Here is a 22,460-nt window from a genome sequence, read left to right as displayed (position 1 = left end):
TGTCCTTGGTGCTGTGACTTTCACCACAACGCAATAGTCTATGAGTAGGCTGCTGACTCGAGGCATGAACGCTTCGATCGGTCGGGAAGATTTGCCCCACCTGCCGCATGGGACTATTGAGGAGCTCGCATGACCAAACAAAACGCCTTTACTCGGGAAGACCTGCTGCGCTGCAGTCGCGGTGAGCTGTTCGGCCCAGGTAACGCGCAACTGCCCGCCCCGAACATGCTGATGGTGGACCGCATCACCCTGATCAGCGAAGAAGGCGGCAAGTACGGCAAAGGTGAATTGGTCGCCGAGCTGGATATCACTCCGGATCTGTGGTTTTTCGCCTGTCACTTCGAAGGTGACCCGGTGATGCCAGGCTGCCTGGGCCTCGACGCCATGTGGCAACTGGTCGGTTTCTTCCTCGGCTGGCAAGGTCTGCCGGGTCGTGGCCGCGCCCTGGGTTCGGGCGAAGTGAAGTTCTTTGGTCAGGTTCTGCCGACCGCGAAAAAAGTGACCTATAACATTCATATCAAGCGCGTCCTCAAAGGCAAGCTGAACCTGGCCATCGCCGATGGTTCGGTGACTGTCGACGGTCGCGAGATCTACACCGCCGAAGGCCTTCGGGTCGGCGTTTTCACCTCCACTGACAACTTCTAAGGGTTATCCGCATGCGCCGCGTCGTTATCACTGGTCTGGGCATCGTTTCGTGCCTGGGCAATGACAAAGAGACCGTCTCCGCTAACCTGCGTGCAAGCCGCCCTGGCATCCGGTTCAACCCGGAATATGCCGAAATGGGTCTGCGTAGCCAGGTTTCCGGCTCCATCGACCTTCCCCTCGAAGAGCTGATCGATCGCAAGATCTATCGCTTCGTCGGCCACGCGGCGGCTTACGCCTATCTGGCCATGAAAGACGCCATCGCCGACTCCGGTCTGACCGATGAGCAAGTCTCCAACCCGCGTACCGGCCTGATCGCCGGTTCCGGTGGCGCCTCCACGCTGAACCAGATGGAAGCGCTGGACATCCTGCGCGAGAAAGGCGTGAAGCGCGTTGGTCCATACCGCGTGACGCGGACCATGGGCAGCACCGTTTCCGCCTGCCTGGCCACGCCGTTCCAGATCAAGGGTGTGAACTACTCGATCTCCTCCGCCTGCGCCACCAGTGCTCACTGCATCGGTACTGCGGTCGAGCAGATCCAGTTGGGCAAGCAGGACATCGTATTTGCCGGCGGCGGTGAAGAAGAACATTGGAGCCAGTCGTTCCTGTTCGACGCCATGGGCGCCCTGTCCACCCAGTACAACGAAACCCCGGAAAAGGCCTCCCGCGCCTACGACGCCAAGCGTGACGGTTTCGTCATCGCCGGCGGTGGCGGCATGGTAGTGGTCGAGGAGCTGGAACACGCTCTGGCTCGCGGCGCGAAAATCTACGCGGAAATCGTTGGCTACGGCGCGACCTCCGACGGCTACGACATGGTTGCTCCAAGCGGCGAAGGCGCCATCCGCTGCATGCAGATGGCAATGTCCACCGTTGACGCTCCTATCGACTACCTGAACACCCACGGTACCTCGACTCCGGTCGGCGACACCAAGGAAATGGAAGGCGTGCGTGCGGTATTCGGCGACAAGGCTCCGGCCATCAGCTCTACCAAGAGCCTGTCCGGTCACTCCCTGGGCGCCGCCGGCGTTCACGAAGCGATCTACTGCCTGCTGATGATGGAAGGCAACTTCATGGCGGGTTCCGCCAACATCGACGAGCTGGACCCGGCGGTGGCAGACATGCCGATCCTGACCAAGACTCGCGAAAACGCCACCATCAACACCGTGATGAGCAACAGCTTCGGCTTCGGTGGTACCAACGCTACTTTGGTACTGAAGCGCTGGCAGGGTAAGTAATACCCCGCCGCTACGCTGCACACAAAAACGCCCCGACTGGTTCGGGGCGTTTTTTTATGCCTGAACAAAAGGCACAACACACAACCTGTAGGAGCTGGCTTGCCAGCGATTGCGGTGGGTCAGCCAACATCAATGCTGAGGTGCATACGTCATCGCCGGCAAGCCGGCTCCTACAGGTTTTGTGTATGGCGCACGGGCCAGAAAACATGAAGCTTTTGTCATGAAACTCAAAGCCCTGCGACCGAATGTCGCGTATTACGCGGGCTGCAGCACTTTTACAGAATTGGCAAGAGTGCGTTACCAAATGCAATCGTTTACTTAGCAAGCTAACCAAACATATAACTGAGTCCTGCACACGCCTTGCTGCAGATATCACAGAGATTGGAGCTAGCAGATGACTGTAAAAGTAACTGAACGCGACGATTCACATAAATCCCACGAAGGCGTAGCCGCTGGCATCCGGATCTGGGACGTACACCAACAAGGCATGTTGGTAGGGATGTTCCACTCCGAAACCGACGCCCACAGCTACAAGGCCGAACTGGAAACACTGGAGCAACAACGAGAGCTCCGATCCGCATAAGCAACGACAGCATTGAAAACGACAAACCCCGCCATGAGCGGGGTTTGTCGTTGTAGCAGTCGTTAACCGCTTACCACATCAGATCATCAGGGATCTGATAGGCCGCGTACGGATCGTCTTCAGCCGCCGCTTCTTCGGTCTGCACATTCAGCTGCACGATGCGCTGCGGATCGCGTTCCTGGATCTTCAGGGCCGCCTCACGCGGGATCACCTCGTAACCGCCGGCATGGTGCACGATCGCCAGCGAACCGTTGCTGAGCTTGTTGCGCATCAGCGCGTTGACCGACAGACGCTTGACCTTCTTGTCGTCAACGAAGTTGTAGTAGTCCTCGGTGGTCAGCTTCGGCAAGCGCGAGACTTCGATCAATTGCTTGACCTGCGCGGCACGGGCCTTGGCCTCGGCCTTCTCTTGCTGCTGACGGTTCAGCTCCTGGTCACGCTTGACCTTCTCGGCCAGTGCTTCCTGCGCCAGACGCTGCTGGGTGTCGTCCTGTTCGATCTGGCCTTTATGGACCAGACGCTGCTGCTTCTGCTTCTCTTTGCCGACCTGTTTGGCCTGCTTTTGGTTGACCAGCCCTGCCTTTAGCAACTGGTCGCGAAGGGAAATGCTCATGGTGCTTATTTCTCACTTAGGCCACTGCTCAACCGCAGCTGGGCAAATTCTTTTCCTGACGTTTGGCTTCGCCCCACAAGGCGTCCAACTCTTCGAGGGTGCAATCTTCTATGGGACGGTGGGTGTCGCGCAATGCCTGTTCGATAAAACGGAAGCGTCTTTCGAATTTGCTGTTGGCACCGCGCAAGGCGGTTTCCGGATCGACCTTTAAATGACGCGCCAGATTGACCACGGAAAACAGCAGGTCACCGACTTCATCGGCAATCGCTGCCGAGTCGTTGTCGGCCATGGCTTCGAGCACTTCATCGAGCTCTTCGCGGACTTTGTCCAGCACCGGCAACGCATCCGGCCAGTCGAAACCGACCTGCCCTGCGCGCTTTTGCAGCTTGGCCGAACGGGATAACGCCGGCAGCGCAGCGGGCACGTCGTCGAGCAAGGACAGTTGCTGCGGCGCCGCGGATTTCTCGGCGCGCTCCTCAGCCTTGATTTCTTCCCAGCGCTGCTTGACCTGCTCTTCACTCAGACGCGGAACATCCAGCGGCGCGTACAGATCGCCGGTGGGGAACACGTGGGGATGACGACGGATCAACTTGCGGGTGATGCTGTCGATGACGCCGGCGAATTCGAAGCGCCCTTCTTCCCGGGCCAGTTGGCTGTAATAAACCACCTGGAACAGCAGATCGCCCAACTCGCCCTGCAAGTGATCGAAGTCACCACGCTCGATGGCGTCGGCGACTTCGTAGGCTTCCTCAAGGGTGTGCGGGACGATGGTCGCGTAGGTTTGCTTGATGTCCCACGGGCAGCCGAACTGCGGGTCGCGCAGACGGCTCATCAGGTGTAGCAAGTCTTCAAGTGAATACATCTTTTCTCAATCTCTACGCCCTGTAGGAGCGAGGCTTGCCCGCGAAAGCTGCATGTCTGACACACCGTTTTCGCGGGCAAGCCTCGCTCCTACAGGTATCACCATCAATTTCCGTGAAGGTTTCTCACGGCGTACGGTTACGCCGGGTTTCGATGATGTTCGGCAACTGGGATATCCGCCCCAGCAACCGCCCAAGCGCATCCAGCCCCGGGATCTCGATGGTCAAGGACATCAACGCGGTGTTGTCCTCTTTGTTCGAGCGGGTGTTGACCGCCAGCACGTTGATCCGCTCGTTGAGCAGCACTTGCGAGACGTCACGCAGCAATCCGGAACGGTCGTAGGCGCGGATGATGATGTCCACCGGATAGGTGAGCACCGGCACCGGGCCCCAACTGACCTGGATGATCCGCTCAGGCTCGCGCCCGCCCAGTTGCAACACCGAGGCGCAGTCCTGACGGTGAATGCTCACGCCACGGCCCTGGGTGATGTAACCGACGATGGCATCGCCCGGCAACGGCTGGCAGCAGCCTGCCATTTGCGTCATCAGGTTGCCGACGCCCTGGATCTGAATGTCGCCGCGCTTGCCCGGTTTGTAGCCGGTGGCCTTGCGCGGAATCAGTTCCAGCTGCTCGCTGCCGCGTTCCGGCTCGACCAGTTGCTGCGCCAGGTTCACCAGTTGCGCCAGGCGCAAATCGCCTGCGCCCAACGCGGCGAACATGTCCTCGGCAGTCTTCATGTTGGCCTTGTCGGCCAGCTTGTCGAAATCCACCGCTGGCAAGCCAAGGCGACTGAGTTCGCGTTCGAGCAGGGTTTTACCGGCCGCGACGTTCTGATCGCGCGCCTGCAATTTGAACCAGTGAACGATCTTCGCCCGCGCCCGCGAGGTGGTGATGTAACCCAGGTTCGGGTTCAGCCAGTCGCGGCTCGGGGTGCCGTGCTTGCTGGTGATGATCTCGACTTGCTCGCCGGTTTGCAGGCTGTAGTTGAGCGGTACGATGCGCCCGTTGATCTTCGCGCCACGGCAGTTGTGACCGATCTCGGTGTGCACGCGGTAGGCGAAGTCCAGCGGCGTCGCGCCTTTCGGCAAGTCGATGGCGTGACCGTCGGGGGTGAAGATGTACACCCGGTCCGGCTCGATATCGACCCGCAGCTGTTCCGCCAGGCCGCCGATGTCGCCCAACTCTTCGTGCCACTCGAGCACCTGACGCAGCCAGGAGATTTTCTCTTCGTAGTGGTTGGAGCCGGACTTGACGTCGGTGCCCTTGTAGCGCCAGTGCGCGCAAACGCCCAGCTCGGCCTCTTCGTGCATGGAATGGGTGCGGATCTGCACTTCCAGCACCTTGCCTTCAGGCCCGATCACTGCTGTGTGCAGCGAGCGGTAGCCGTTCTCTTTCGGGTTGGCGATGTAGTCGTCGAATTCTTTCGGGATGTGCCGCCACAAGGTGTGGACGATGCCGAGCGCGGTGTAGCAATCGCGCATTTCCGGCACCAGCACGCGAACGGCACGCACGTCGTAGATCTGGCTGAACTCCAGACCCTTGCGTTGCATTTTGCGCCAGATCGAATAGATGTGTTTGGCCCGGCCACTGATGTCGGCGTCGACGCCGGTGGCCTGCAATTCGACTTTCAGCTGGTTCATCACATCGGCGATGAAACGCTCGCGATCCAGGCGCCGCTCGTGCAGCAACTTGGCGATCTGCTTGTACTGATCGGGCTCGAGGTAGCGGAAGGACAAGTCCTCCAGTTCCCACTTGATGTGACCGATGCCAAGACGGTGGGCGAGCGGCGCGTAGATGTCGAAGACTTCCCGGGCGACGCGGTTGCGCTTCTCGTCGTCGGCGGTTTTCACCGCACGGATCGCGCAGGTGCGTTCGGCCAGTTTGATCAGCGCGACACGCACGTCGTCGACCATGGCCACCAGCATCTTGCGCAGGTTTTCCACCTGACCCTGAGTGCCCATCACCATGGATTTGCGCGGGCTCAGGCTGTCGCTGATCGCCGCCATGCGTTGCACGCCGTCGATGAGTTTGGCCACCACGGGACCAAAGCGCTGGCTGACCGCCGGCAACTGGATCTGGCCTTCGCGCACGCCTCGGTACAGGACCGCGGCGACCAGCGAATCCTGATCGAGCTTGAGGTCGGCGAGGATCTCGGCGATTTCAAGGCCGGTGCGGAAACTGGAGTTTCCCTCGGACCACAAATTCTTTGCCGCATTGGCTTGTTGTTCGGCCTCGCGAGCGTACTCGCAGGCTTCCTTCAAGGCTTCGCGATCCAGTGCCAGATCGACACTGACCGCATGATCGAGCCAAGCCTCGAGATTGATACTGCCGTCGGTGTTGATCGGCTGGTGTGCTCTCACCTGTACCATCTTGCTTACCTTCCCTACGACGCAGATTCAATGCGTCAAATCGCTGACCTTCGTTGCCCATGAGCCCACGTCGGGCTGGTACGCGGCTGCACGGGCGGGCCAGTCGGACCAGACGAGCCTTCCTAGCTCGCTTCAAATAACGCCATGGCTTCGACATGTGCCGTCTGAGGAAACATATCGAGAATCCCGGCACGTTTTAACCGGTAGCCCTGCTTGATCAATTCCACTGTGTCGCGCGCCAGCGTTGCCGGATTGCATGACACATACACCAACCGCTCGGCACCCATCGACTTGAGCTTGCGCACTACCTCGAAAGCACCGTCACGGGGTGGGTCCAAGAGTACCGCACAAAAGCCTTCGCGCGCCCATTCGGCATCGGTCAAAGGCTGGGATAAATCGGCCTGAAAAAACTTCGCATTATGAAGATTGTTGCTAGCGGCGTTCGCGGCTGCCCGCTCGACCATCGCCTGCACACCTTCGACTGCCACCACTTCGCGAACCGCTTTGGCCAGCGGCAAGGCAAAGTTACCCAACCCACAGAATAGATCGAGAACACGCTCATCCGCTGTCGGCTTCAACCAGTCCAGCGCCTGGGCAACCATCGCTTCGTTGACCGCCGCGTTGACCTGAATGAAGTCTCCCGGCCGGTACGCCAGGTTCAAATCCCACTGCTCAAGGCGATAGCCCAAAGACTGATCGGCTTGAACCGGTTGTGGTTCGCCCTCTCCATGCAGCCACAATTGAGCTTCATGAAACGAGCAGAAATCCTTGAGGATCGTCAGATCGGATTCAGACAACGGCGCCATGTGCCGCAGCAAAACCGCCAACGACGAACCACTGAACAATTCCACATGCCCCAGCGCCTGAGGCTTGCTCAAGCGGCGGAGCATTTCCGGCAAGCGGGTCATGATCGGTTGCAAGGGCTGTACCAGCACCGGGCATTCGTTGATCGCAACAATGTCCTGACTGCCAGCGGCGCGGAAACCGACTTCGAGCTTTTTCGCTTTCATGTCCCAGCGCACCGCTACACGGGCGCGACGGCGGTAAGCGAATTCCGGACCGCTTAACGGCGCGGCCCATTCTTCGGGTTCGACACCGGCGACCTTCGACAATTGCTCGGCGAGCATGCGCTGTTTCAGGGCAAGTTGTTCGGTGTGCGGCAGATGTTGCACGCTGCAACCGCCACAGCGACCGGCATGCGGACACGGTGCCGGGCGACGCAGTTCGCTGGCCTGGAACACACGCTCGGTGCGCGCCTCGACCACTTTGCCGTGGGCGCCCAACACGCGCGCCTCGACCTCTTCACCGGCCAATGCGCCGATGACGAACCAGGTGCGACCTTCGAAAAACGCGATACCGCGACCGTCATTCGCCAGGCGCTCTATAGTCAGGCGCTGCTTTTTGCCGGTCGGAATTTGCGGGGCCTTGCTGCCGCCGGTGGGCTGGAAGCGCAGGCCTCTCTCGTGCTTGGCCATCAGTTGGGCGCGTCGAAAATGCCGGTCGACAAGTAACGGTCGCCACGGTCGCAGATGATCGCGACGATCACCGCGTTTTCAACTTCTTTGGACAGGCGCAGCATCGCTGCCACGGCACCGCCCGAGGACACGCCGCAGAAAATGCCTTCTTCGCGAGCCAGACGACGGGTCACGTCCTCGGCTTCGCTTTGCGCCATGTCGACGATGCGGTCCACGCGATCGGCCTGGTAAATCTTCGGCAGGTATTCCTGCGGCCAGCGACGGATGCCCGGGATCGCCGAGCCTTCCATCGGTTGCAGGCCGATGATCTGCACGTTGTCGTTCTGCTCTTTCAAGTAGCGCGACACGCCCATGATGGTGCCCGTGGTGCCCATCGAACTGACGAAATGAGTGATGGTGCCCTCGGTCTGACGCCAGATTTCCGGGCCGGTAGTGGTGTAGTGCGCTTCCGGGTTGTCGCCGTTGGCGAACTGGTCCAGCACCTTGCCACGGCCTTCGGCTTCCATTCGCTGGGCGAGGTCGCGTGCGCCTTCCATGCCTTCTTCCTGGGTGACCAGGATCAGCTCGGCGCCATACGCCGTCATCGCGGCTTTGCGCTCGGCGCTGGAGTTGTCCGGCATGATCAGGATCATCTTGTAACCCTTGATCGCGGCGGCCATGGCCAGGGCGATCCCGGTGTTACCCGAGGTCGCTTCGATCAGCGTATCGCCGACGTGGATCTGCCCACGCAACTCGGCGCGGGTAATCATCGACAGCGCCGGCCGGTCCTTGACCGAACCCGCCGGGTTGTTCCCTTCGAGCTTGAGCAAAAGGGTATTGCTGGTGGCGCCGGGCAGGCGCTGCAAACGGACCAGCGGAGTGTTGCCGACGCAATCGGCGATGGTTGGGTACTGCAAGGTCATGGCGTATTCGCAATCCAGACTGCGGGGGCGCCTATCATACCGGCAAACGTTGGAAGGCCATATCACGCAAAGTGCGGTGCTTATGGCTTATGGGAATAAGCGACTGGTTCAGCCTTCTTTCGCCTGCGCAGTATTCAAGGCATAGAACTCATGCAGCTTGGCCTGAAGCAATTGTTTGTCCGGTAGCTGAACCTGGTACTCGGCAATCAGTGCTGGCGACAGACTGCGATTAAGGGCGTACTCGACCACTTCATCTTCCTTGCTGGCACAAAGCAATACCCCAATGGCAGGGTTTTCGTGGGGCTTGCGCTCACCACGATCCAGCGCTTCCAGATAGAAATTCAGCTTGCCCAGGTACTCCGGTTCGAAACGACCGACCTTTAGTTCAATGGCCACCAGGCAGTTGAGCCCACGGTGGAAGAACAACAGGTCCAGAGCGAAATCCCGGCCGCCAACTTGCAGCGGGTATTCGGAACCGACAAAGCAGAAGTCGCGGCCAAGCTCGATCAGAAACTCCTTGAGGCGTGCCAGTAAACCCTGATGCAGATCGGTTTCGGCGTGGGCGCCGGGCAGGTCGAGAAACTCGATCATGTAGGCGTCGCGGAATATCTCAAGCGCCGAGGGGTGAGTTTGTTTCAGCGCGGCGGAGGCTTTTGCCGGTTGGGTGATACTGCGTTCGAACAGTGCAGCCTTTAACTGGCGTTCCAGCTCGCGCTTCGACCACTTTTCCTGAACGGCCATACGCAGATAAAACTCACGCTCTTCCGGGTGTTTGCTTTGGCTTAGGACGATCATGTTATGAGTCCAGGGTAATTGTCTCACCAGTGGTGAGACAATTACGTCGCCCCGATAAGTCTCATAGAACTGGCGCATGCGAAACAGATTGGGACGGGTAAAACCACGCAACCCGGGCTGCGTCCGGGCCAGATGCTCAGCCAACTGACTGATCACGGCATCTCCCCATTCAGCCAGTTCCAGCTTGCGACTGATATAACCACCAACCTGCCAGTACAACTCGATCAGCTGGGTATTCACCGTCTGTATCGCCTGTTGCCTGGCACCGTGAATCAGTGCAAGCACTTCATTGAAACGGTCGTCGGTTGTGTTGCCGGGAACGTGGATTGCAGTCATGCCTGATTCCTTGAACATGAGTTAAAGCGTGAGCTTAAACCGTCAAGGACGTTTGAAATGACCGGTGATACCCTTTGGGAAATGTCGTACACAATCTCGGGAACGCTCCGGCAAAATCAGAGCGGTGGTGGATGGGAGGGCCTCTTCGCGAGCAGGCTCGCTCCCACAGGGAATCAGGGGGTGATCACACCATTTGCGGCCGGCACACATCCACTGTAGGAGCGAGCCTGCTCGCGATGGCGTCATCAGCCACCAACCGCATGTTCAGCCGCAACCCTGCCCCGGTGTTCTCAGCCCAAAGCCTCCCGCCCTGGCGCTGCACCGCATTCCTCGCAATGCTCAGCCCCAACCCGAACCCGCCATTCCCGGGCCGCGAACCATCGAGTCGAGTGAACGGCGAGAAGATCCGTTCCAGATCCTCTTCCGCCACCCCGCCCCCTTCATCCTCCAGCCACAGATGCCAGAAGTCGCCATCGCGCCGTCCATCCAGACGCACAACGCCGCCCTTCGGTGAATGGCGAATGGCATTGCGCAGGATGTTTTCCAGGGCCTGGGCCAGGGTGTTGAGATTGCCGCGCACCCAGCAGGATGACTCCACCGCACACTGCAATTGGTCGGTGGGGCAGCAACTTTCATAGCAGGCGTTGTCCGTGAGCATTTCCCACAACGCCTGAATCTGGATCGCCTCGTCGGGCAAGGGTGTGCGCTCGGTGTCGAGCCAGGCCAGTTGCAGCGTGTCTTCGACCAGCCGCTGCATGCCATCGACTTCGCGGCCGATGCGTTCGCGCAGTTGCACCAGACTTTGCTCGCCCTCGCTCGCCACGCGCAAACGGCTCAAGGGCGTGCGCAATTCGTGGGAGAGGTCGCGCAGCAGCTGTTGTTGCAGGGCCACCGTGCTTTGCAGGCGCTCGGACATGTGATCGAACGCGCGGCCCAGCTCACCCAGTTCATCGGAACGATTGGTCGTGCGGCTCGACAGGCGCACACCCAACTGGTCGGCGCGCCACGCATTGGCCTGCTCGCGCAGTTGATTGAGGGGCACGACCAGCAATCGATATAGCCCGACACACAACAGCAAGGTGAACAGTCCGGGAATCACGCCGTTAGTGATGACGCGCCAGAACACCCGGTAGCGCCCCGGCATGAACCGCTGGGGCAGTTCGATCACCAGGCTGCCGACAGATGAGTCGCCGGGAAACGGCACGCGCAGCCACGGCAGGCGTTTTTTGTGAATAGGCCAGTCCAGGCCGCGCAGAAAAGTCAGGTGCTGGATTTCCTGGCCCGTCAGCGGCTGACTGCTCAACGACTGCAAATCGCCGCCAATCACGCCTACCCAGCCTTTTTCACGCTGTCGCATCTCCTGCAGCCAGGCATCGACACCTGCACTCTGCCCCTGCTGCCATGCCTGTTCGGCTTCCGTCGCATAACGCGTCAGCGTGCCTCGGGCCTCGTCCGACAGGAACTGGTTGCGCTCCTCCATGTAGCGGCCCCAGGACCAGCTCAGCCAGATCATCAGCAGACAGAACGCCACCAGCAGACAGGCGAGTTTCCAGAACAGCGAATGCCTGCCCGGCAGATCAGACCACTTCATGGTCAGCACTCAGAACATAGCCTTTGCCCCATACCGTGCGCACTTCCCGCTCGGTGTAGCCGATGGCCTTGAGCTTGCGACGGATCTGGCTGATGTGCATGTCGAGGCTGCGGTCGTGAGCCGCGTAACCCCGTTGCAGCACGTGCTGATAAAGGAAGGCTTTGCTCAGCACCTCATCGCCGTTGCGGTGGAGGGTTTCCAGCAACCGGTACTCGCTGCGGGTCAGGCCGGCGGCGTGTTCGCCATAGAACACCTCGAAGCATTCATCGTCGAAACGCAGACTGTCCGTCACCAAGGCAACCGGCGCCACGGCCGGTCGACGATCCAGTGCGACGCGCCGCAGGATCGCTTCGATGCGCACGCGCAGCTCGGCCATGCTGAAGGGCTTGGGCAAATAATCATCGGCGCCGAGGCGGAAACCGCTGATGCGATCGGCTTCGGCGCCCAGTGCCGACATCAGCACCACCGGGGTGGAATGGCTCTGGCGCAATTGCGTCAGCACGTTCAATCCGTTCATGCCCGGCAGCAGAATGTCCATCAGCACCACATCGAAGGCTTGCTCACGGGCAATCGCCAGGCCTTCCTGGCCATTTTGGCACCAGGTCACCTGGAAACCGTTGCGGCCCAGTTGCTCGTGCACATAAGCACCGAGCACCAGGTCGTCTTCGATGGAGAGGATTCGGGGATGGCCAACAGAGATGGGAGTCATGAGTATCTGCAAATAATTCTCAGTTGATGATTATTCAAGATTGCCTCGCCGGGGGCAACCCAAGGTTTGCCAGCCACGCAAAAGCGCTGGACTGCCCGACGAATGACGTCATCAATTTTACGAGGATTGCCCGCAAGCAAATCGCTACACTGCGCAAGTGGCGTGTACCGGATGTATGCGCAGGTTCTTAAATGGCTGGATGCGGGAGAGATGCGTGCTCAAGAAACTGGGAATAAAAGGCCGCGTGCTGTTGCTGACCTTGCTTCCGACCAGCCTGATGGCCTTGGTGCTGGGCGGCTATTTCACCTGGATGCAGCAATCCGACCTGCAAACCCAACTCATGCAGCGTGGCGAAATGATCGCCGAACAGCTCGCGCCCCTCGTGGCCCCGGCGATGGGGCACAAGGACACCGAACTGCTGGAACGCATCGCCACCCAAGCGCTGGAGACGCCCGATGTGCGCGCGGTGACGCTCCTCGCCCCGGACCGCACGTCGCTGGCGCATGCCGGCCCGACCATGCTCAATCCGGCGCCGTTGGGCAATGGTTCGCAGATGCTGCGCCGCAGCGGCAACGATGCGACGCGTTACCTGCTGCCGGTGTTCGGCAAGCACCGCAACCTGGCCGGTGACCTGATACCCGATGAATCTGACCGCCTGCTGGGTTGGGTCGAACTCGAACTGTCCCACAACGGCATGCTGCTGCGCGGTTATCGCAGCCTGTTCGCCAGCCTGCTGTTGATCGGCGCGGGCCTCGCCGGTGCGGCGCTGCTGGCATTGCGCATGGGCCGTACGATCAATCGGCCGCTGAGCCAGATCAAGCAAGCAGTGGCGCAGCTCAAGGACGGTCATCTGGAAACCCGCCTGCCGCCGCTCGGCAGTCAGGAGCTGGACGAACTGGCGTCCGGCATCAACCGCATGGCCGGCACCCTGCAAAACGCCCAGGAAGAATTGCAGCACAGCATCGATCAGGCCACCGAAGACGTGCGCCAGAACCTGGAAACCATCGAGATCCAGAACATCGAACTGGATCTGGCACGCAAGGAAGCCCTGGAAGCGAGCCGGATCAAATCCGAATTCCTCGCCAACATGAGCCATGAAATCCGCACGCCGCTCAACGGCATTCTCGGTTTCACCCATCTGCTGCAAAAAAGCGAGTTGACCCCGCGTCAGCTCGACTATCTGGGCACCATCGAAAAATCCGCCGACAGCCTGCTGGGGATCATCAACGAGATCCTCGACTTCTCGAAAATCGAGGCCGGCAAACTGGTGCTCGACCACATTCCGTTCAACCTGCGCGACTTGCTGCAGGACACCCTGACCATCCTCGCCCCGGCCGCCCACGCCAAACAACTGGAACTGGTGAGCCTGGTCTATCGCGACACGCCGCTGTCGCTGGTCGGCGATCCGCTGCGCCTGAAGCAGATCCTCACTAACCTGGTGAGCAATGCGATCAAGTTCACCCGCGAAGGCACCATCGTTGCCCGCGCCATGCTCGAAGACGAGCATGAAGACAGCGTGCAACTGCGCATCAGCATTCAGGACACCGGCATCGGCCTGTCGAACGAGGACGTGCGCGCCCTGTTCCAGGCTTTCAGCCAGGCCGACAATTCACTGTCCCGGCAACCCGGCGGCACCGGCCTGGGGTTGGTGATTTCCAAGCGCCTGATCGAACAGATGGGTGGCGAGATCGGCGTCGACAGCACGCCGGGCGAAGGCTCGGAATTCTGGATCAGCCTGAGCCTGCCGAAAACCCGCGACGACGCCGAAGACCTGCCCGCTCCGCCGTTGCTCGGACGCCGCGTCGCCGTGCTGGAAAACCACGAACTGGCCCGTCAGGCGTTGCAGCATCAACTGGAAGACTGTGGCCTGGAAGTCACCCCGTTCAATACCCTGGAAAGCCTGACCAATGGCGTGACCGGCGCACACCAGACCGATCAGGCGATCGACCTCGCCGTGCTCGGCATCACCAGCAACGACATGCCGCCGGAGCGCCTCAACCAGCATATCTGGGACCTTGAGCACCTCGGCTGCAAAGTGCTGGTGCTGTGCCCGACCACCGAACAGACACTGTTCCACCTCTCGGTGCCGAACCCGCACAGCCAGCTCCAGGCCAAACCGGCCTGCACGCGCAAGTTGCGCCGGGCCTTGTCCGATCTGGTCAATCCGCGCCAGCAGCGCAGCGATCCCGGCGAGCCGGTGTCCAGCCGCGCGCCGAAGGTGCTCTGCGTCGACGACAACCCGGCCAATCTGTTGCTGGTGCAAACCCTGCTAGAAGACCTTGGCGCCAAGGTGCTTGCGGTGGAAAGCGGCTATGCCGCCGTCAAAGCGGTGCAGACCGAAACCTTCGATCTGGTGTTGATGGACGTGCAGATGCCCGGCATGGACGGTCGTCAGAGCACCGAAACCATTCGCCAGTGGGAAAGCGAACGGCATTGCACGCCGCTGCCGATCGTGGCCCTCACCGCTCACGCGATGGCCAACGAAAAACGCGCGTTGCTGCAAAGCGGCATGGATGATTACCTGACCAAACCGATCAGCGAGCGGCAATTGGCGCAGGTGGTCTTGAAGTGGACCGGCCTGGCGTTGCGCAATCAGGGGCCCGAACGCTCCAGTGACAGTCACGGCGGCAGCCACGAGCTGCAAGTGCTGGATCACGAAGAAGGGTTGCGGCTGGCGGCGGGCAAGGCGGATCTGGCGGCGGACATGCTGGCGATGTTGTTGGCATCGCTGGAAGCCGACCGCGAAGCCATCCGCTTCGCCCGGGAAACCAACGATCACAACGCGTTGATCGAACGCGTGCACCGCCTGCACGGCGCCACCCGTTATTGCGGCGTACCGCAGCTGCGCGCCGCCTGCCAGCGCAGCGAAACCCTGCTAAAGCAACAGGACCCGAAGGCTCCGGGCGCATTGGAAGACCTCGACCGGGCCATCAATCGCCTGGCGGCGCATGCGCGTATAAATGCTTGATGCAACGCAATCCGTTTGATTGCCACGGGCGTAAGCTCACCGCAATCCCTGTAGGAGCATGGCTTGCCAGCGAAGGGCCCCTCAAACCCTTCTTCATTCTGGAGGACGCCTTCGCTGGCAAGCCATGCTCCTACAGGGATCCGGGCGGGCCTGAAGTTTTCGGCAACAGGCATACAGCGTGATTTTTCCAGGAGGACGCCATGCGCACCATTCTTTTCAGCAGCCAGACCTACGACCGCGACAGTTTTCTCGGCGCCGACCTCCCTGCCGGCATCGAGTTGCACTTTCAATCGGCGCGACTCAGCCTCGACACGGCAGCGCTGGCGGAACATCACGAAGTGGTCTGTGCCTTTATCAATGACGACCTCAGCGCCCCGGTACTCGAACGCCTGGCGGCGGGCGGCACACGCCTGATTGCCCTGCGCTCGGCCGGTTACAACCATGTCGACCTCGCGGTGGCGAAGCGCCTGGGATTGTCGATCGTGCGGGTTCCGGCCTACTCGCCCCACGCGGTGGCCGAACACGCGGTGGCGCTGATCCTGGCGCTCAACCGTCGTTTGCACCGTGCCTACAATCGCACCCGCGAAGGGGATTTCAGCCTCCACGGGCTGACGGGTTTCGACCTGGTGGGCAAAACGGTCGGCGTGGTCGGCACCGGGCAAATCGGCGCGACCTTCGCGAAAATCATGAACGGTTTCGGCTGCCGGCTACTGGCCTATGATCCTTACCCCAACCCACAGGTCGAAGCCCTCGGCGCACGTTATTTGAGTTTGCCCGAGCTGCTGGCCGAATCGCAGATCATCAGTCTGCACTGCCCGCTCAATGAGCAGAGCAAACACCTGATCAACCGCGAGTCACTGGCGCACATGCAAGCCGGCGCCATGTTGATCAATACCGGTCGCGGTGGCCTGGTGGACACACCGGCGCTGATCGACGCGCTGAAGGACGGCCAACTCGGTTATCTGGGGCTGGATGTGTATGAAGAAGAGGCGCAGCTGTTCTTCGAGGACCGTTCCGACCTGCCGCTACAGGACGATGTGCTGGCGCGCCTGCTGACCTTCCCGAACGTGATCGTCACCGCGCATCAGGCCTTCCTGACCCGTGAAGCCCTGGGTGCAATTGCCGCGACGACGTTGCAGAACATTGCAGCCTGGGCGGCCGGCACGCCGCAAAATCAGGTCGAGGGCTGAGCGGATCAGATCTTGGACAACAGGATCATCAAGGCCAGCCAGCCAAAACCGAGCAAGCGCTGGCCTGTTGAATGTCCGCGACGCAGCAGGAACCAGACAAAAAACGGTGGCAGAAAGAAAATCATCAGTTTCAGCCACAGCTCAACCGGACGCGGACCGTTGAGCGTCGGAGCGGGAACCGCTGCTTCGACGTCGGCTTTGCGTTTACGCCCGAACGCGGCCGGAGTCACCCTGGGCACGTTCTCATTGCTCGGTAACCTCCCGAAAGAAAGCGGTGCCTGCGCAGGCGTGGTCGTCGAAGGCTTCGCTTTTGGCGCACCGCAATGAATGCAAGCAGGCGCCGTTGAGCTGATGCGTTGCTTGCACTCAAAACATTCGATTAACGCCATGTCCGTTCCTTAGAAATGCAAAAGCAGCAGTTTGCCATGAGTCGGCAGGTCATTTGAACCTGATCGAAGGTCATCTGCTTGCGCAATGCTGCGTGCAGGCCCGTGCTAGCATACCGCGCATATTTGGAGGACCCATGGTCGAACACGATTTCCGCTATAACCTGATGAACCCGCAACACACCCTCACCGAATGCCGCGCCCTCGTGCCGGGGCGTTATCAAGTCACCGGCAACGGCGGCTCGATTCGCAACAATGACGTGCTGGTCGTGACCCTTAAAGGTGCCAAGGACTTGTCCATGCGCCTGACCGTCGAAACGGTTCGCCACCTGATCAACCCGCCCGGCCAATGGGTCGCGGTGGCCAGTGGCCCGGTGTTCGGTGAACTGGCGATCCACACTTGGAAAGTCAACTGCGACAGCTGCGCCAAAGAGCTGAGCTTCGAGTTCGCGGTGGATGCCAAACTGGGTAACAAGGCTGAAAAGCCTGCCGCCACTGCGCGGATCGCCGAGCTGGGCTGGACCGCCGTCGGTGAGAAGCACCTGTGCCCGAAATGCCAGGAGCCTGCGTGATGAAACGCCTTGCTCTGACCGCAATGGTCGGCGCCAGCCTGCTGGGCTGTGCCGCCGAGCCGGTAAAATTGCAGCAGAACCGCAGCTACATTCTGGAATGGATCGGCGAACGCCCGCTGATGGATTACAGCCACCTGACCGTCACCCTCGGCGAAGATGGCCGGGCCTATGGCAATGGCGGCTGCAACCACTGGTTCGCACCGTATACGCTCGAAGGCGACAAGCTGAGCTTCGGCAAGGTCGGCAGCACGCGCAAACTGTGCGCGCCGGCGTTGATGGAACAGGAAAAGCGCTTCCTCCAGGCCCTGGAAAACGTGCAGCGCTGGGATGTTTCGCCGATCGACCAGATGCGCTTCTGGCCGGCCGAAGGCAAACCTCTGCGTTGGTGGCTTGAAGAAGGCTAAGCCCTTACCGGCAATGACGGCGGGTCAATCACCATCGATTCCGCCTGATACGCGTTCCCCCTGTAGGAGCCGGCTTGCTGGCGATAGCGATAGATCAGACAACATTGACGGTGCCTGATCCACCGCCATCGCCAGCAAGCCGGCTCCTACAGGTCCGCGTGTATCAGTTCGTTGCTTTTAACGCCTCAAGCTTTGCCATCACCCCCGCCGCTGTCTGCTCGCCCATCAACTGTTCCCGCACCTTGCCCTTGTTATCGATGATGTACGTCACCGGCAACGCCTCGCTGCGCGGCAGTTCAAACAACTCTGCCGGATCCGAAGCCAATACGGTGAACCTGATCCCCAGTTTCTCGCTGGCGCTTTTCAGCTCTTCGCCTTGCACGTTGTCGAAGTTGACCCCGAACACACCGATCTTCTTGTCCTTCAACTGCTCGGCCAGCCCGTTCAATTCCGGGATCTCGGTCCGGCACGGGCCGCACCATTCGGCCCAGTAATTAAGCACCAGCCATTGTTTGTCCAGACGGTCGGCGGCGACTTTATGGCCATTCTGATCGATGCCATAGTCATTGCCGCAGCCCCCCAACATCAGCGCACCGAAGATCGCCAATGCCGCTGCCAATCGCCTTGTCATGTCGTGATCCTTGTTCAAAATTGAATGCGCCTGCGACCCATCGCCTCCCAAGGTTCTGGATTACGCGCTGCACAGTTAGAATAGCCGTCACCTTACGCAAGATGCGACCCGCACATGACCGATCTGACGCTTTATCACAACCCGCGCTGCTCGAAATCCCGCGGTGCGCTCGAACTGCTCGAAGCCCGTGGCCTGACGCCGACCGTGGTGCGCTACCTCGAGACCCCGCTGGACGCCGCGCAATTGCAGAGCCTGCTGAAAAAGCTCGGCCTCGGCGCCCGGCAATTGCTGCGCACCGGTGAGGACGAGTACAAGACCCTCAACCTCGCCGATGCGAGCCTGAGCGAGGCGCAATTGATCGCCGCCATCGCTGCGCACCCGAAACTGATGGAGCGGCCGATTCTCGAAGTCGGCGACAAAGCCGTCATCGGCCGTCCGCCGGAGAACGTGCTGGAGTTGCTGCCGTGAGCGCGCCGTACATTCTGGTTCTGTATTACAGCCGCAGCGGCTCGACCAACGAAATGGCGCGGCAGATCGCCCGTGGTGTCGAGCAGTCCGGGATGGAAGCGCGCCTGCGCACCGTGCCGGCGATTTCCACCGAGTGCGAAGCGGTGTCGCCGGATATTCCCGACGAAGGCGCGCTGTACGCCAGCCTCGACGACCTGAAGAACTGCGCTGGCCTGGCCCTTGGCAGCCCGACGCGCTTCGGTAACATGGCCGCACCGCTCAAGTACTTCCTCGACGGCACCAGCAACCTGTGGCTGACCGGCGCCCTCGTCGGCAAACCGGCCGGAGTGTTCACCTCCACCGCGAGCCTGCACGGCGGTCAGGAAACCACGCTGCTGTCGATGATGTTGCCGCTGCTGCACCACGGCATGCTGATCACCGGCCTGCCGTACAGCGAATCCGCATTGCTGGAAACCCGTGGCGGCGGTACGCCGTACGGCGCCAGCCATCACGCCGGCGCCGATGGCAAAAGCGGCTTGAATGAACATGAAGTGGCGCTGTGCCGGGCCTTGGGTCTGCGCCTGGCGAAGACCGCGCAAAAGTTGGTGAGCTGAGATGGCGAAAAAGCCGAAGATCCTGCCTTCCATTGAATGGCTCGAACCACGGGTTCGGGCGATGCGCGTCATCAGTCTGCTGTGCTACTTCGGCCTGGTGGGATTGCTCTGCGCTTATTACCTGGTGGTCGCCGACCTGCATGGCGCGCGGCCGTGGGTGATTCTGCTGATCGAACTGGTGCCGCTGCTGTTGCTGGCGCCGGGGATGATCGTCGGCAGCGCGCGCGGGCATTCGTGGATGTGTTTTGTAGTGAACCTGTATTTCATCAAGGGCGCACTGGCGGCGTATGACCCGAACCGGCAGCTGTTCGGTTTGCTGGAAATGGGCGCGAGCCTGGCGGTGTTCTGCTCGGCGCTGCTGTATGTGCGGTGGCGGTTTCAGTTGAATCGCAAACTGGCTGGCGAGGGCGAAATCTCCGTCGCCTGATCGGGCCCCTTCGCGGGCAAGCCTCGCTCCTACAGGAATCTGAGAAACCTGTAGGAGCGAGCGGGCGGCGTTCCGACTTGCCCGCGAAGGACATCACTCGGTCTCAATGATTGGCGGTGTACGCCAGCATCATCGAAATCTGGCTCATCGGCCGACCGCCGCTTTCTTCATGCCATTGATTGAACACGCCCTGCACCGTGGCCAGATCCCGCAGGCTGGTCGGCACTTTGTCGACGATCTTCTGCGCATTCAGCGCCGCCACCACGTCATAACTCGGTACAAAGGTGTCCTTGCCGACCATCCGCAAAAATCTCGGTGCCGACAAGCCACCCAATTGATGACCGTGTTTTTTCAGGTAGGTCCACAAGCCGACGATATCGGTCACCGGCCAATCGGCGAGCAACTCGCCAAAACTGCCTTTCTCATGGGCCACGTCCAGCACGAACTGCGCATTGCGCGGCACGCTCTTGAGCTTGCCCAGGTGGCGGATGATCCGCGCGTCCTGCATCAGGCGTTCAAGGTGTTCGGCACTCATCAGCACGACTTTTTCCGGGTCGAACTTGAAGAACACTTCTTCGAAGGCCGGCCATTTGGCGTCCACCAGGCTGTGCTTGAGCCCGGCGCGGAACACACGCAGCGCCATGGTCGAGAGGTAGCGATCGTCACTGATATCGCGCAATTGCGCCGCAGTCTTCGGAACGGGCAGATGGGCTTCCAGTTCGGCTGCGGAACCGAAGCGGTTCAGACAGTATTCGTGCAGCCACTTGTAATCGCGCATGCCCTCTCCTGAGGTAATCGAGAAACTAATGTGGGAGCGGGCTTGCTCGCGAAGGCGGTGTGTCAGATTGAATTGATGTCACTGACACATCGCCTTCGCGAGCAAGCCCGCTCCCACTGGTTTGATCAGAGGTTTACTACGTTAACGAACCGCGACATCGCGGTTTCGTCGATCCGCAGGTTGGTGAAGTCGAACAGGTTGCGGTCCGCCAATTGCGACGGGATCACGTTCTGCAAGCTGCGGAAAATGCTTTCGGTGCGGCCCGGCGTCTTGCGCTCCCATTCCTGCAGCATTTCCTTGACCACCTGACGTTGCAGGTTTTCCTGGGAACCGCAGAGGTTGCACGGGATGATCGGGAATTGCTTGAGGTCCGAGTAGGCCTGAATGTCTTTTTCGTTGCAGTAGGCCAACGGGCGGATCACCACGTTGCGGCCGTCATCGGCGCGCAGTTTCGGCGGCATGGCCTTGAGCGAGCCGTTGAAGAACATATTGAGGAAGAACGTTTCGACGATGTCGTCGCGGTGATGACCGAGGGCCATTTTGGTCGCGCCGATTTCGTCTGCGAAGGTGTAGAGCGTGCCGCGACGCAGGCGCGAGCACAGCGAGCAGGTGGTCTTGCCTTCCGGAATCAGCTCCTTGACCACCGAATACGTGTCTTTCTCGACGATGTGGTATTCGATCCCCAGCGTTTTGAGGTACGCCGGCAGCACGTCCTCTGGGAAACCCGGCTGCTTCTGGTCCATGTTCACGGCCACGATCTCGAACTTGATCGGGGCAACTTTCTGCAAATGCATCAGCACATCGAGCATGGTGTAGCTGTCCTTGCCTCCCGACAGGCAGACCATGACCTTGTCGCCCTCTTCAATCATGTTGAAATCGGCGACAGCCTCACCGGCCTGACGGCGAAGGCGCTTTTGCAGTTTGTTCTGGTTGACCGTGAGAGTGCCCATGACGCGAGATCCGTGAGGTGTGACGAAAGGCCGGCATTTTACGCAAAAACCCGTCTGCGGCGAAGAGCCCAAAGGGAATTGTGGCTGACAGTCCCAGCGGCGATTAACAGCCTTGTTTACAGCGCGATTTGCTCTAACGCCCTACAACCCGCGGGGTAAAGACCTTTCTATACTGCGTCATAAGGTCGCACACATATCCAGACCTTTACTTACGAGGCCACTTTGGCCTGTAGGCGCTCCACTGGGGGGCGACGGTAAAAACAAGAGGAGTGACTGGCATGATCCATCACGTAGTGGGGCTCTTCACCCACCCCGACCAGGAATGGAAAGAAATCCGTGGCGACCAAGAGGAAAGCATCAGCCACATGTACCTGACCCACACGCTGATTCTGGCGGCGATCCCCGCCGTGTCGGCGTTTATCGGCACCACGCAGGTCGGCTGGGTAATTGGCAGCCGGGCACCGGTGATGCTGACGCAGGAAAGCGCGCTATGGATGACGATCATGTCGTACGTGGCGATGCTCGGCGGCGTTGCCGTAATGGGCGCGTTCATCCACTGGATGGCCCGCACCTATGACGCCAACCCGAGTCTGGCACGTTGCGTTGCGTTTGCGACCTACACCGCGACCCCGCTGTTCATAGGCGGCCTTGCGGCGCTGTACCCACACATGTGGCTGGGGATGATCGTCGGGACAGCGGCCATTTGCTACACGGTGTACCTGCTGTATGTGGGGCTTCCAACTTTCATGAACATTCCATCTGACGAGGGATTTCTGTTTTCAAGTTCGGTGCTCGCCGTCGGTTTAGTCGTACTGGTGGCGATCATGGCGTTCACTGTCATTGTCTGGGGACTCGGCGTGGGGCCGGTCTACACGAATTAGTTACGCTCTCTACCCAAAATCAAGATCTGCCAATACAGGCCGCCGCAAGGCGGCCTTTCAATGTGGAGGGTAACGACCATTCGGCGCCTGAGCGATTCGCA

Annotated in this window: 23 protein-coding genes; 11 read left to right on the top strand and 12 right to left on the bottom strand. The window is 60.3% G+C overall.

Translation table 11 applies throughout. The features are described from left to right. Positions 1–129: 129 nt before the first annotated feature. From fabA to ACYZUC_RS27820, 3 genes are all read left to right on the top strand, one after another. Positions 130–645, top strand: coding sequence for a 3-hydroxyacyl-[acyl-carrier-protein] dehydratase FabA (fabA, locus tag ACYZUC_RS27830; RefSeq protein WP_003179264.1), 516 nt, complete (start codon positions 130–132; stop codon positions 643–645). An 11-nt stretch (positions 646–656) separates the two neighbouring features. Next, positions 657–1,877, top strand: coding sequence for a beta-ketoacyl-ACP synthase I (gene fabB / locus ACYZUC_RS27825; RefSeq protein WP_461991750.1), 1,221 nt, complete (start codon positions 657–659; stop codon positions 1,875–1,877). A gap of 394 nt (positions 1,878–2,271) precedes the next feature. Continuing rightward, entirely contained in the window at positions 2,272–2,460 is a 189-nt protein-coding gene (locus tag ACYZUC_RS27820) for a hypothetical protein (RefSeq protein ID WP_192420389.1), read from the top strand. A 70-nt stretch (positions 2,461–2,530) separates the two neighbouring features. Here ACYZUC_RS27820 and ACYZUC_RS27815 read toward each other — a convergent pair whose 3' ends face one another. The 8 genes from ACYZUC_RS27815 to ACYZUC_RS27780 all read right to left on the bottom strand — a co-directional run bounded on the left by ACYZUC_RS27815 (position 2,531) and on the right by ACYZUC_RS27780 (position 12,111). Next, on the bottom strand, positions 2,531–3,073 hold the full coding sequence (locus ACYZUC_RS27815) for a DUF2058 domain-containing protein (protein WP_008041629.1): 543 nt from the start codon (positions 3,071–3,073) through the stop codon (positions 2,531–2,533). Positions 3,074–3,101: 28 nt separating this feature from the next. Beyond that, entirely contained in the window at positions 3,102–3,935 is an 834-nt protein-coding gene (gene mazG, locus ACYZUC_RS27810) for a nucleoside triphosphate pyrophosphohydrolase (RefSeq protein ID WP_032828758.1), read from the bottom strand. 124 nt (positions 3,936–4,059) lie between these two features. Next, positions 4,060–6,303 carry a GTP diphosphokinase gene (gene relA, locus ACYZUC_RS27805; protein ID WP_461991748.1) on the bottom strand — a complete coding sequence of 748 codons (2,244 nt, stop codon included), beginning with the start codon at positions 6,301–6,303 and terminating at the stop codon, positions 4,060–4,062. A 122-nt stretch (positions 6,304–6,425) separates the two neighbouring features. Then, positions 6,426–7,778 (bottom strand): 23S rRNA (uracil(1939)-C(5))-methyltransferase RlmD, encoded by a 1,353-nt coding sequence (gene rlmD / locus ACYZUC_RS27800; protein WP_207286455.1) that lies wholly within the window; start codon positions 7,776–7,778, stop codon positions 6,426–6,428. Next, positions 7,778–8,680: a cysteine synthase CysM gene (cysM, locus tag ACYZUC_RS27795; protein WP_008029320.1), complete on the bottom strand. Its 903-nt coding sequence runs from the start codon at positions 8,678–8,680 to the stop codon at positions 7,778–7,780. Before cysM ends, rlmD begins: the two co-directional genes overlap by 1 nt. Positions 8,681–8,788: 108 nt before the next feature. Next, positions 8,789–9,811 (bottom strand): PDDEXK nuclease domain-containing protein, encoded by a 1,023-nt coding sequence (locus ACYZUC_RS27790; protein WP_461991746.1) that lies wholly within the window; start codon positions 9,809–9,811, stop codon positions 8,789–8,791. A 184-nt stretch (positions 9,812–9,995) separates the two neighbouring features. Continuing rightward, the gene (locus ACYZUC_RS27785) at positions 9,996–11,402 is read right to left on the bottom strand and encodes a histidine kinase sensor domain-containing protein (RefSeq protein ID WP_461991744.1); all 1,407 of its coding nucleotides are present in this window, start codon (positions 11,400–11,402) and stop codon (positions 9,996–9,998) included. Next, on the bottom strand, positions 11,389–12,111 hold the full coding sequence (locus ACYZUC_RS27780; RefSeq protein ID WP_461991742.1) for a response regulator transcription factor: 723 nt from the start codon (positions 12,109–12,111) through the stop codon (positions 11,389–11,391). Before ACYZUC_RS27780 ends, ACYZUC_RS27785 begins: the two co-directional genes overlap by 14 nt. Positions 12,112–12,325: 214 nt before the next feature. Between ACYZUC_RS27780 and ACYZUC_RS27775 the strand changes: the two genes are divergently transcribed. Continuing rightward, on the top strand, positions 12,326–15,079 hold the full coding sequence (locus ACYZUC_RS27775) for a response regulator (RefSeq protein ID WP_461991740.1): 2,754 nt from the start codon (positions 12,326–12,328) through the stop codon (positions 15,077–15,079). A 200-nt stretch (positions 15,080–15,279) separates the two neighbouring features. After that, positions 15,280–16,269 carry a 2-hydroxyacid dehydrogenase gene (locus ACYZUC_RS27770; RefSeq protein WP_207286450.1) on the top strand — a complete coding sequence of 330 codons (990 nt, stop codon included), beginning with the start codon at positions 15,280–15,282 and terminating at the stop codon, positions 16,267–16,269. Positions 16,270–16,274: 5 nt separating this feature from the next. Here the strand turns inward: ACYZUC_RS27770 and ACYZUC_RS27765 are convergent, their stop codons facing one another. Then, positions 16,275–16,658 carry a hypothetical protein gene (locus ACYZUC_RS27765; RefSeq protein ID WP_461991738.1) on the bottom strand — a complete coding sequence of 128 codons (384 nt, stop codon included), beginning with the start codon at positions 16,656–16,658 and terminating at the stop codon, positions 16,275–16,277. 134 nt (positions 16,659–16,792) lie between these two features. On the opposite strand from ACYZUC_RS27765, the gene ACYZUC_RS27760 reads away from it, so the two are divergent. Together ACYZUC_RS27760 and ACYZUC_RS27755 are read left to right on the top strand one after the other, a co-directional pair. Next, positions 16,793–17,227: a hypothetical protein gene (locus ACYZUC_RS27760; RefSeq protein WP_008029332.1), complete on the top strand. Its 435-nt coding sequence runs from the start codon at positions 16,793–16,795 to the stop codon at positions 17,225–17,227. Next, the gene (locus ACYZUC_RS27755; RefSeq protein ID WP_461991736.1) at positions 17,227–17,631 is read left to right on the top strand and encodes an META domain-containing protein; all 405 of its coding nucleotides are present in this window, start codon (positions 17,227–17,229) and stop codon (positions 17,629–17,631) included. Before ACYZUC_RS27760 ends, ACYZUC_RS27755 begins: the two co-directional genes overlap by 1 nt. Positions 17,632–17,794: 163 nt before the next feature. Here the strand turns inward: ACYZUC_RS27755 and ACYZUC_RS27750 are convergent, their stop codons facing one another. Next, positions 17,795–18,262, bottom strand: coding sequence for a TlpA disulfide reductase family protein (locus ACYZUC_RS27750; protein WP_461991734.1), 468 nt, complete (start codon positions 18,260–18,262; stop codon positions 17,795–17,797). 114 nt (positions 18,263–18,376) lie between these two features. Between ACYZUC_RS27750 and arsC the strand changes: the two genes are divergently transcribed. The 3 genes from arsC to ACYZUC_RS27735 are packed head-to-tail and all read left to right on the top strand — an operon-like array spanning position 18,377 to position 19,750. Next, positions 18,377–18,730 (top strand): arsenate reductase (glutaredoxin), encoded by a 354-nt coding sequence (gene arsC / locus ACYZUC_RS27745; protein ID WP_008029340.1) that lies wholly within the window; start codon positions 18,377–18,379, stop codon positions 18,728–18,730. Beyond that, entirely contained in the window at positions 18,727–19,323 is a 597-nt protein-coding gene (wrbA, locus tag ACYZUC_RS27740) for an NAD(P)H:quinone oxidoreductase (protein WP_008011647.1), read from the top strand. The genes arsC and wrbA overlap by 4 nt, the downstream gene beginning before the upstream one ends. Position 19,324: 1 nt before the next feature. Further along, the gene (locus ACYZUC_RS27735) at positions 19,325–19,750 is read left to right on the top strand and encodes a DUF2069 domain-containing protein (protein WP_008029342.1); all 426 of its coding nucleotides are present in this window, start codon (positions 19,325–19,327) and stop codon (positions 19,748–19,750) included. 103 nt (positions 19,751–19,853) lie between these two features. On the opposite strand, the gene ACYZUC_RS27730 is transcribed toward ACYZUC_RS27735, so the two are convergent. Together ACYZUC_RS27730 and ttcA are read right to left on the bottom strand one after the other, a co-directional pair. Continuing rightward, the gene (locus ACYZUC_RS27730) at positions 19,854–20,528 is read right to left on the bottom strand and encodes a DNA-3-methyladenine glycosylase I (protein ID WP_461991731.1); all 675 of its coding nucleotides are present in this window, start codon (positions 20,526–20,528) and stop codon (positions 19,854–19,856) included. A 125-nt stretch (positions 20,529–20,653) separates the two neighbouring features. Then, the gene (gene ttcA / locus ACYZUC_RS27725; RefSeq protein WP_253404613.1) at positions 20,654–21,478 is read right to left on the bottom strand and encodes a tRNA 2-thiocytidine(32) synthetase TtcA; all 825 of its coding nucleotides are present in this window, start codon (positions 21,476–21,478) and stop codon (positions 20,654–20,656) included. 278 nt (positions 21,479–21,756) lie between these two features. Between ttcA and ACYZUC_RS27720 the strand changes: the two genes are divergently transcribed. Next, complete coding sequence (locus tag ACYZUC_RS27720) at positions 21,757–22,359, top strand: Yip1 family protein (protein WP_008029348.1); 603 nt, start codon at positions 21,757–21,759, stop codon at positions 22,357–22,359. Positions 22,360–22,460 lie beyond the last annotated feature (101 nt).

The organism is Pseudomonas sp. GT1P32, from assembly GCF_054897805.1.
Note: the sequence above shows the minus strand (reverse complement) of the source record. Positions and strands in the feature narration are given on the sequence as shown.

What these genes read in the sequence shown, in the direction of transcription:
- fabA (WP_003179264.1), top strand. Translation starts at nt 130, where the DNA reads ATGACCAAACAAAACGCCTTTACTCGGGAAGACCTGCTGCGCTGCAGT.
- fabB (WP_461991750.1), top strand. Translation starts at nt 657, where the DNA reads ATGCGCCGCGTCGTTATCACTGGTCTGGGCATCGTTTCGTGCCTGGGC.
- ACYZUC_RS27820 (WP_192420389.1), top strand. Translation starts at nt 2,272, where the DNA reads ATGACTGTAAAAGTAACTGAACGCGACGATTCACATAAATCCCACGAA.
- ACYZUC_RS27815 (WP_008041629.1), bottom strand. Translation starts at nt 3,073, where the DNA reads ATGAGCATTTCCCTTCGCGACCAGTTGCTAAAGGCAGGGCTGGTCAAC.
- mazG (WP_032828758.1), bottom strand. Translation starts at nt 3,935, where the DNA reads ATGTATTCACTTGAAGACTTGCTACACCTGATGAGCCGTCTGCGCGAC.
- relA (WP_461991748.1), bottom strand. Translation starts at nt 6,303, where the DNA reads ATGGTACAGGTGAGAGCACACCAGCCGATCAACACCGACGGCAGTATC.
- rlmD (WP_207286455.1), bottom strand. Translation starts at nt 7,778, where the DNA reads ATGGCCAAGCACGAGAGAGGCCTGCGCTTCCAGCCCACCGGCGGCAGC.
- cysM (WP_008029320.1), bottom strand. Translation starts at nt 8,680, where the DNA reads ATGACCTTGCAGTACCCAACCATCGCCGATTGCGTCGGCAACACTCCG.
- ACYZUC_RS27790 (WP_461991746.1), bottom strand. Translation starts at nt 9,811, where the DNA reads ATGACTGCAATCCACGTTCCCGGCAACACAACCGACGACCGTTTCAAT.
- ACYZUC_RS27785 (WP_461991744.1), bottom strand. Translation starts at nt 11,402, where the DNA reads ATGAAGTGGTCTGATCTGCCGGGCAGGCATTCGCTGTTCTGGAAACTC.
- ACYZUC_RS27780 (WP_461991742.1), bottom strand. Translation starts at nt 12,111, where the DNA reads ATGACTCCCATCTCTGTTGGCCATCCCCGAATCCTCTCCATCGAAGAC.
- ACYZUC_RS27770 (WP_207286450.1), top strand. Translation starts at nt 15,280, where the DNA reads ATGCGCACCATTCTTTTCAGCAGCCAGACCTACGACCGCGACAGTTTT.
- ACYZUC_RS27765 (WP_461991738.1), bottom strand. Translation starts at nt 16,658, where the DNA reads ATGGCGTTAATCGAATGTTTTGAGTGCAAGCAACGCATCAGCTCAACG.
- ACYZUC_RS27760 (WP_008029332.1), top strand. Translation starts at nt 16,793, where the DNA reads ATGGTCGAACACGATTTCCGCTATAACCTGATGAACCCGCAACACACC.
- ACYZUC_RS27755 (WP_461991736.1), top strand. Translation starts at nt 17,227, where the DNA reads ATGAAACGCCTTGCTCTGACCGCAATGGTCGGCGCCAGCCTGCTGGGC.
- ACYZUC_RS27750 (WP_461991734.1), bottom strand. Translation starts at nt 18,262, where the DNA reads ATGACAAGGCGATTGGCAGCGGCATTGGCGATCTTCGGTGCGCTGATG.
- arsC (WP_008029340.1), top strand. Translation starts at nt 18,377, where the DNA reads ATGACCGATCTGACGCTTTATCACAACCCGCGCTGCTCGAAATCCCGC.
- ACYZUC_RS27735 (WP_008029342.1), top strand. Translation starts at nt 19,325, where the DNA reads ATGGCGAAAAAGCCGAAGATCCTGCCTTCCATTGAATGGCTCGAACCA.
- ACYZUC_RS27730 (WP_461991731.1), bottom strand. Translation starts at nt 20,528, where the DNA reads ATGCGCGATTACAAGTGGCTGCACGAATACTGTCTGAACCGCTTCGGT.
- ttcA (WP_253404613.1), bottom strand. Translation starts at nt 21,478, where the DNA reads ATGGGCACTCTCACGGTCAACCAGAACAAACTGCAAAAGCGCCTTCGC.
- ACYZUC_RS27720 (WP_008029348.1), top strand. Translation starts at nt 21,757, where the DNA reads ATGATCCATCACGTAGTGGGGCTCTTCACCCACCCCGACCAGGAATGG.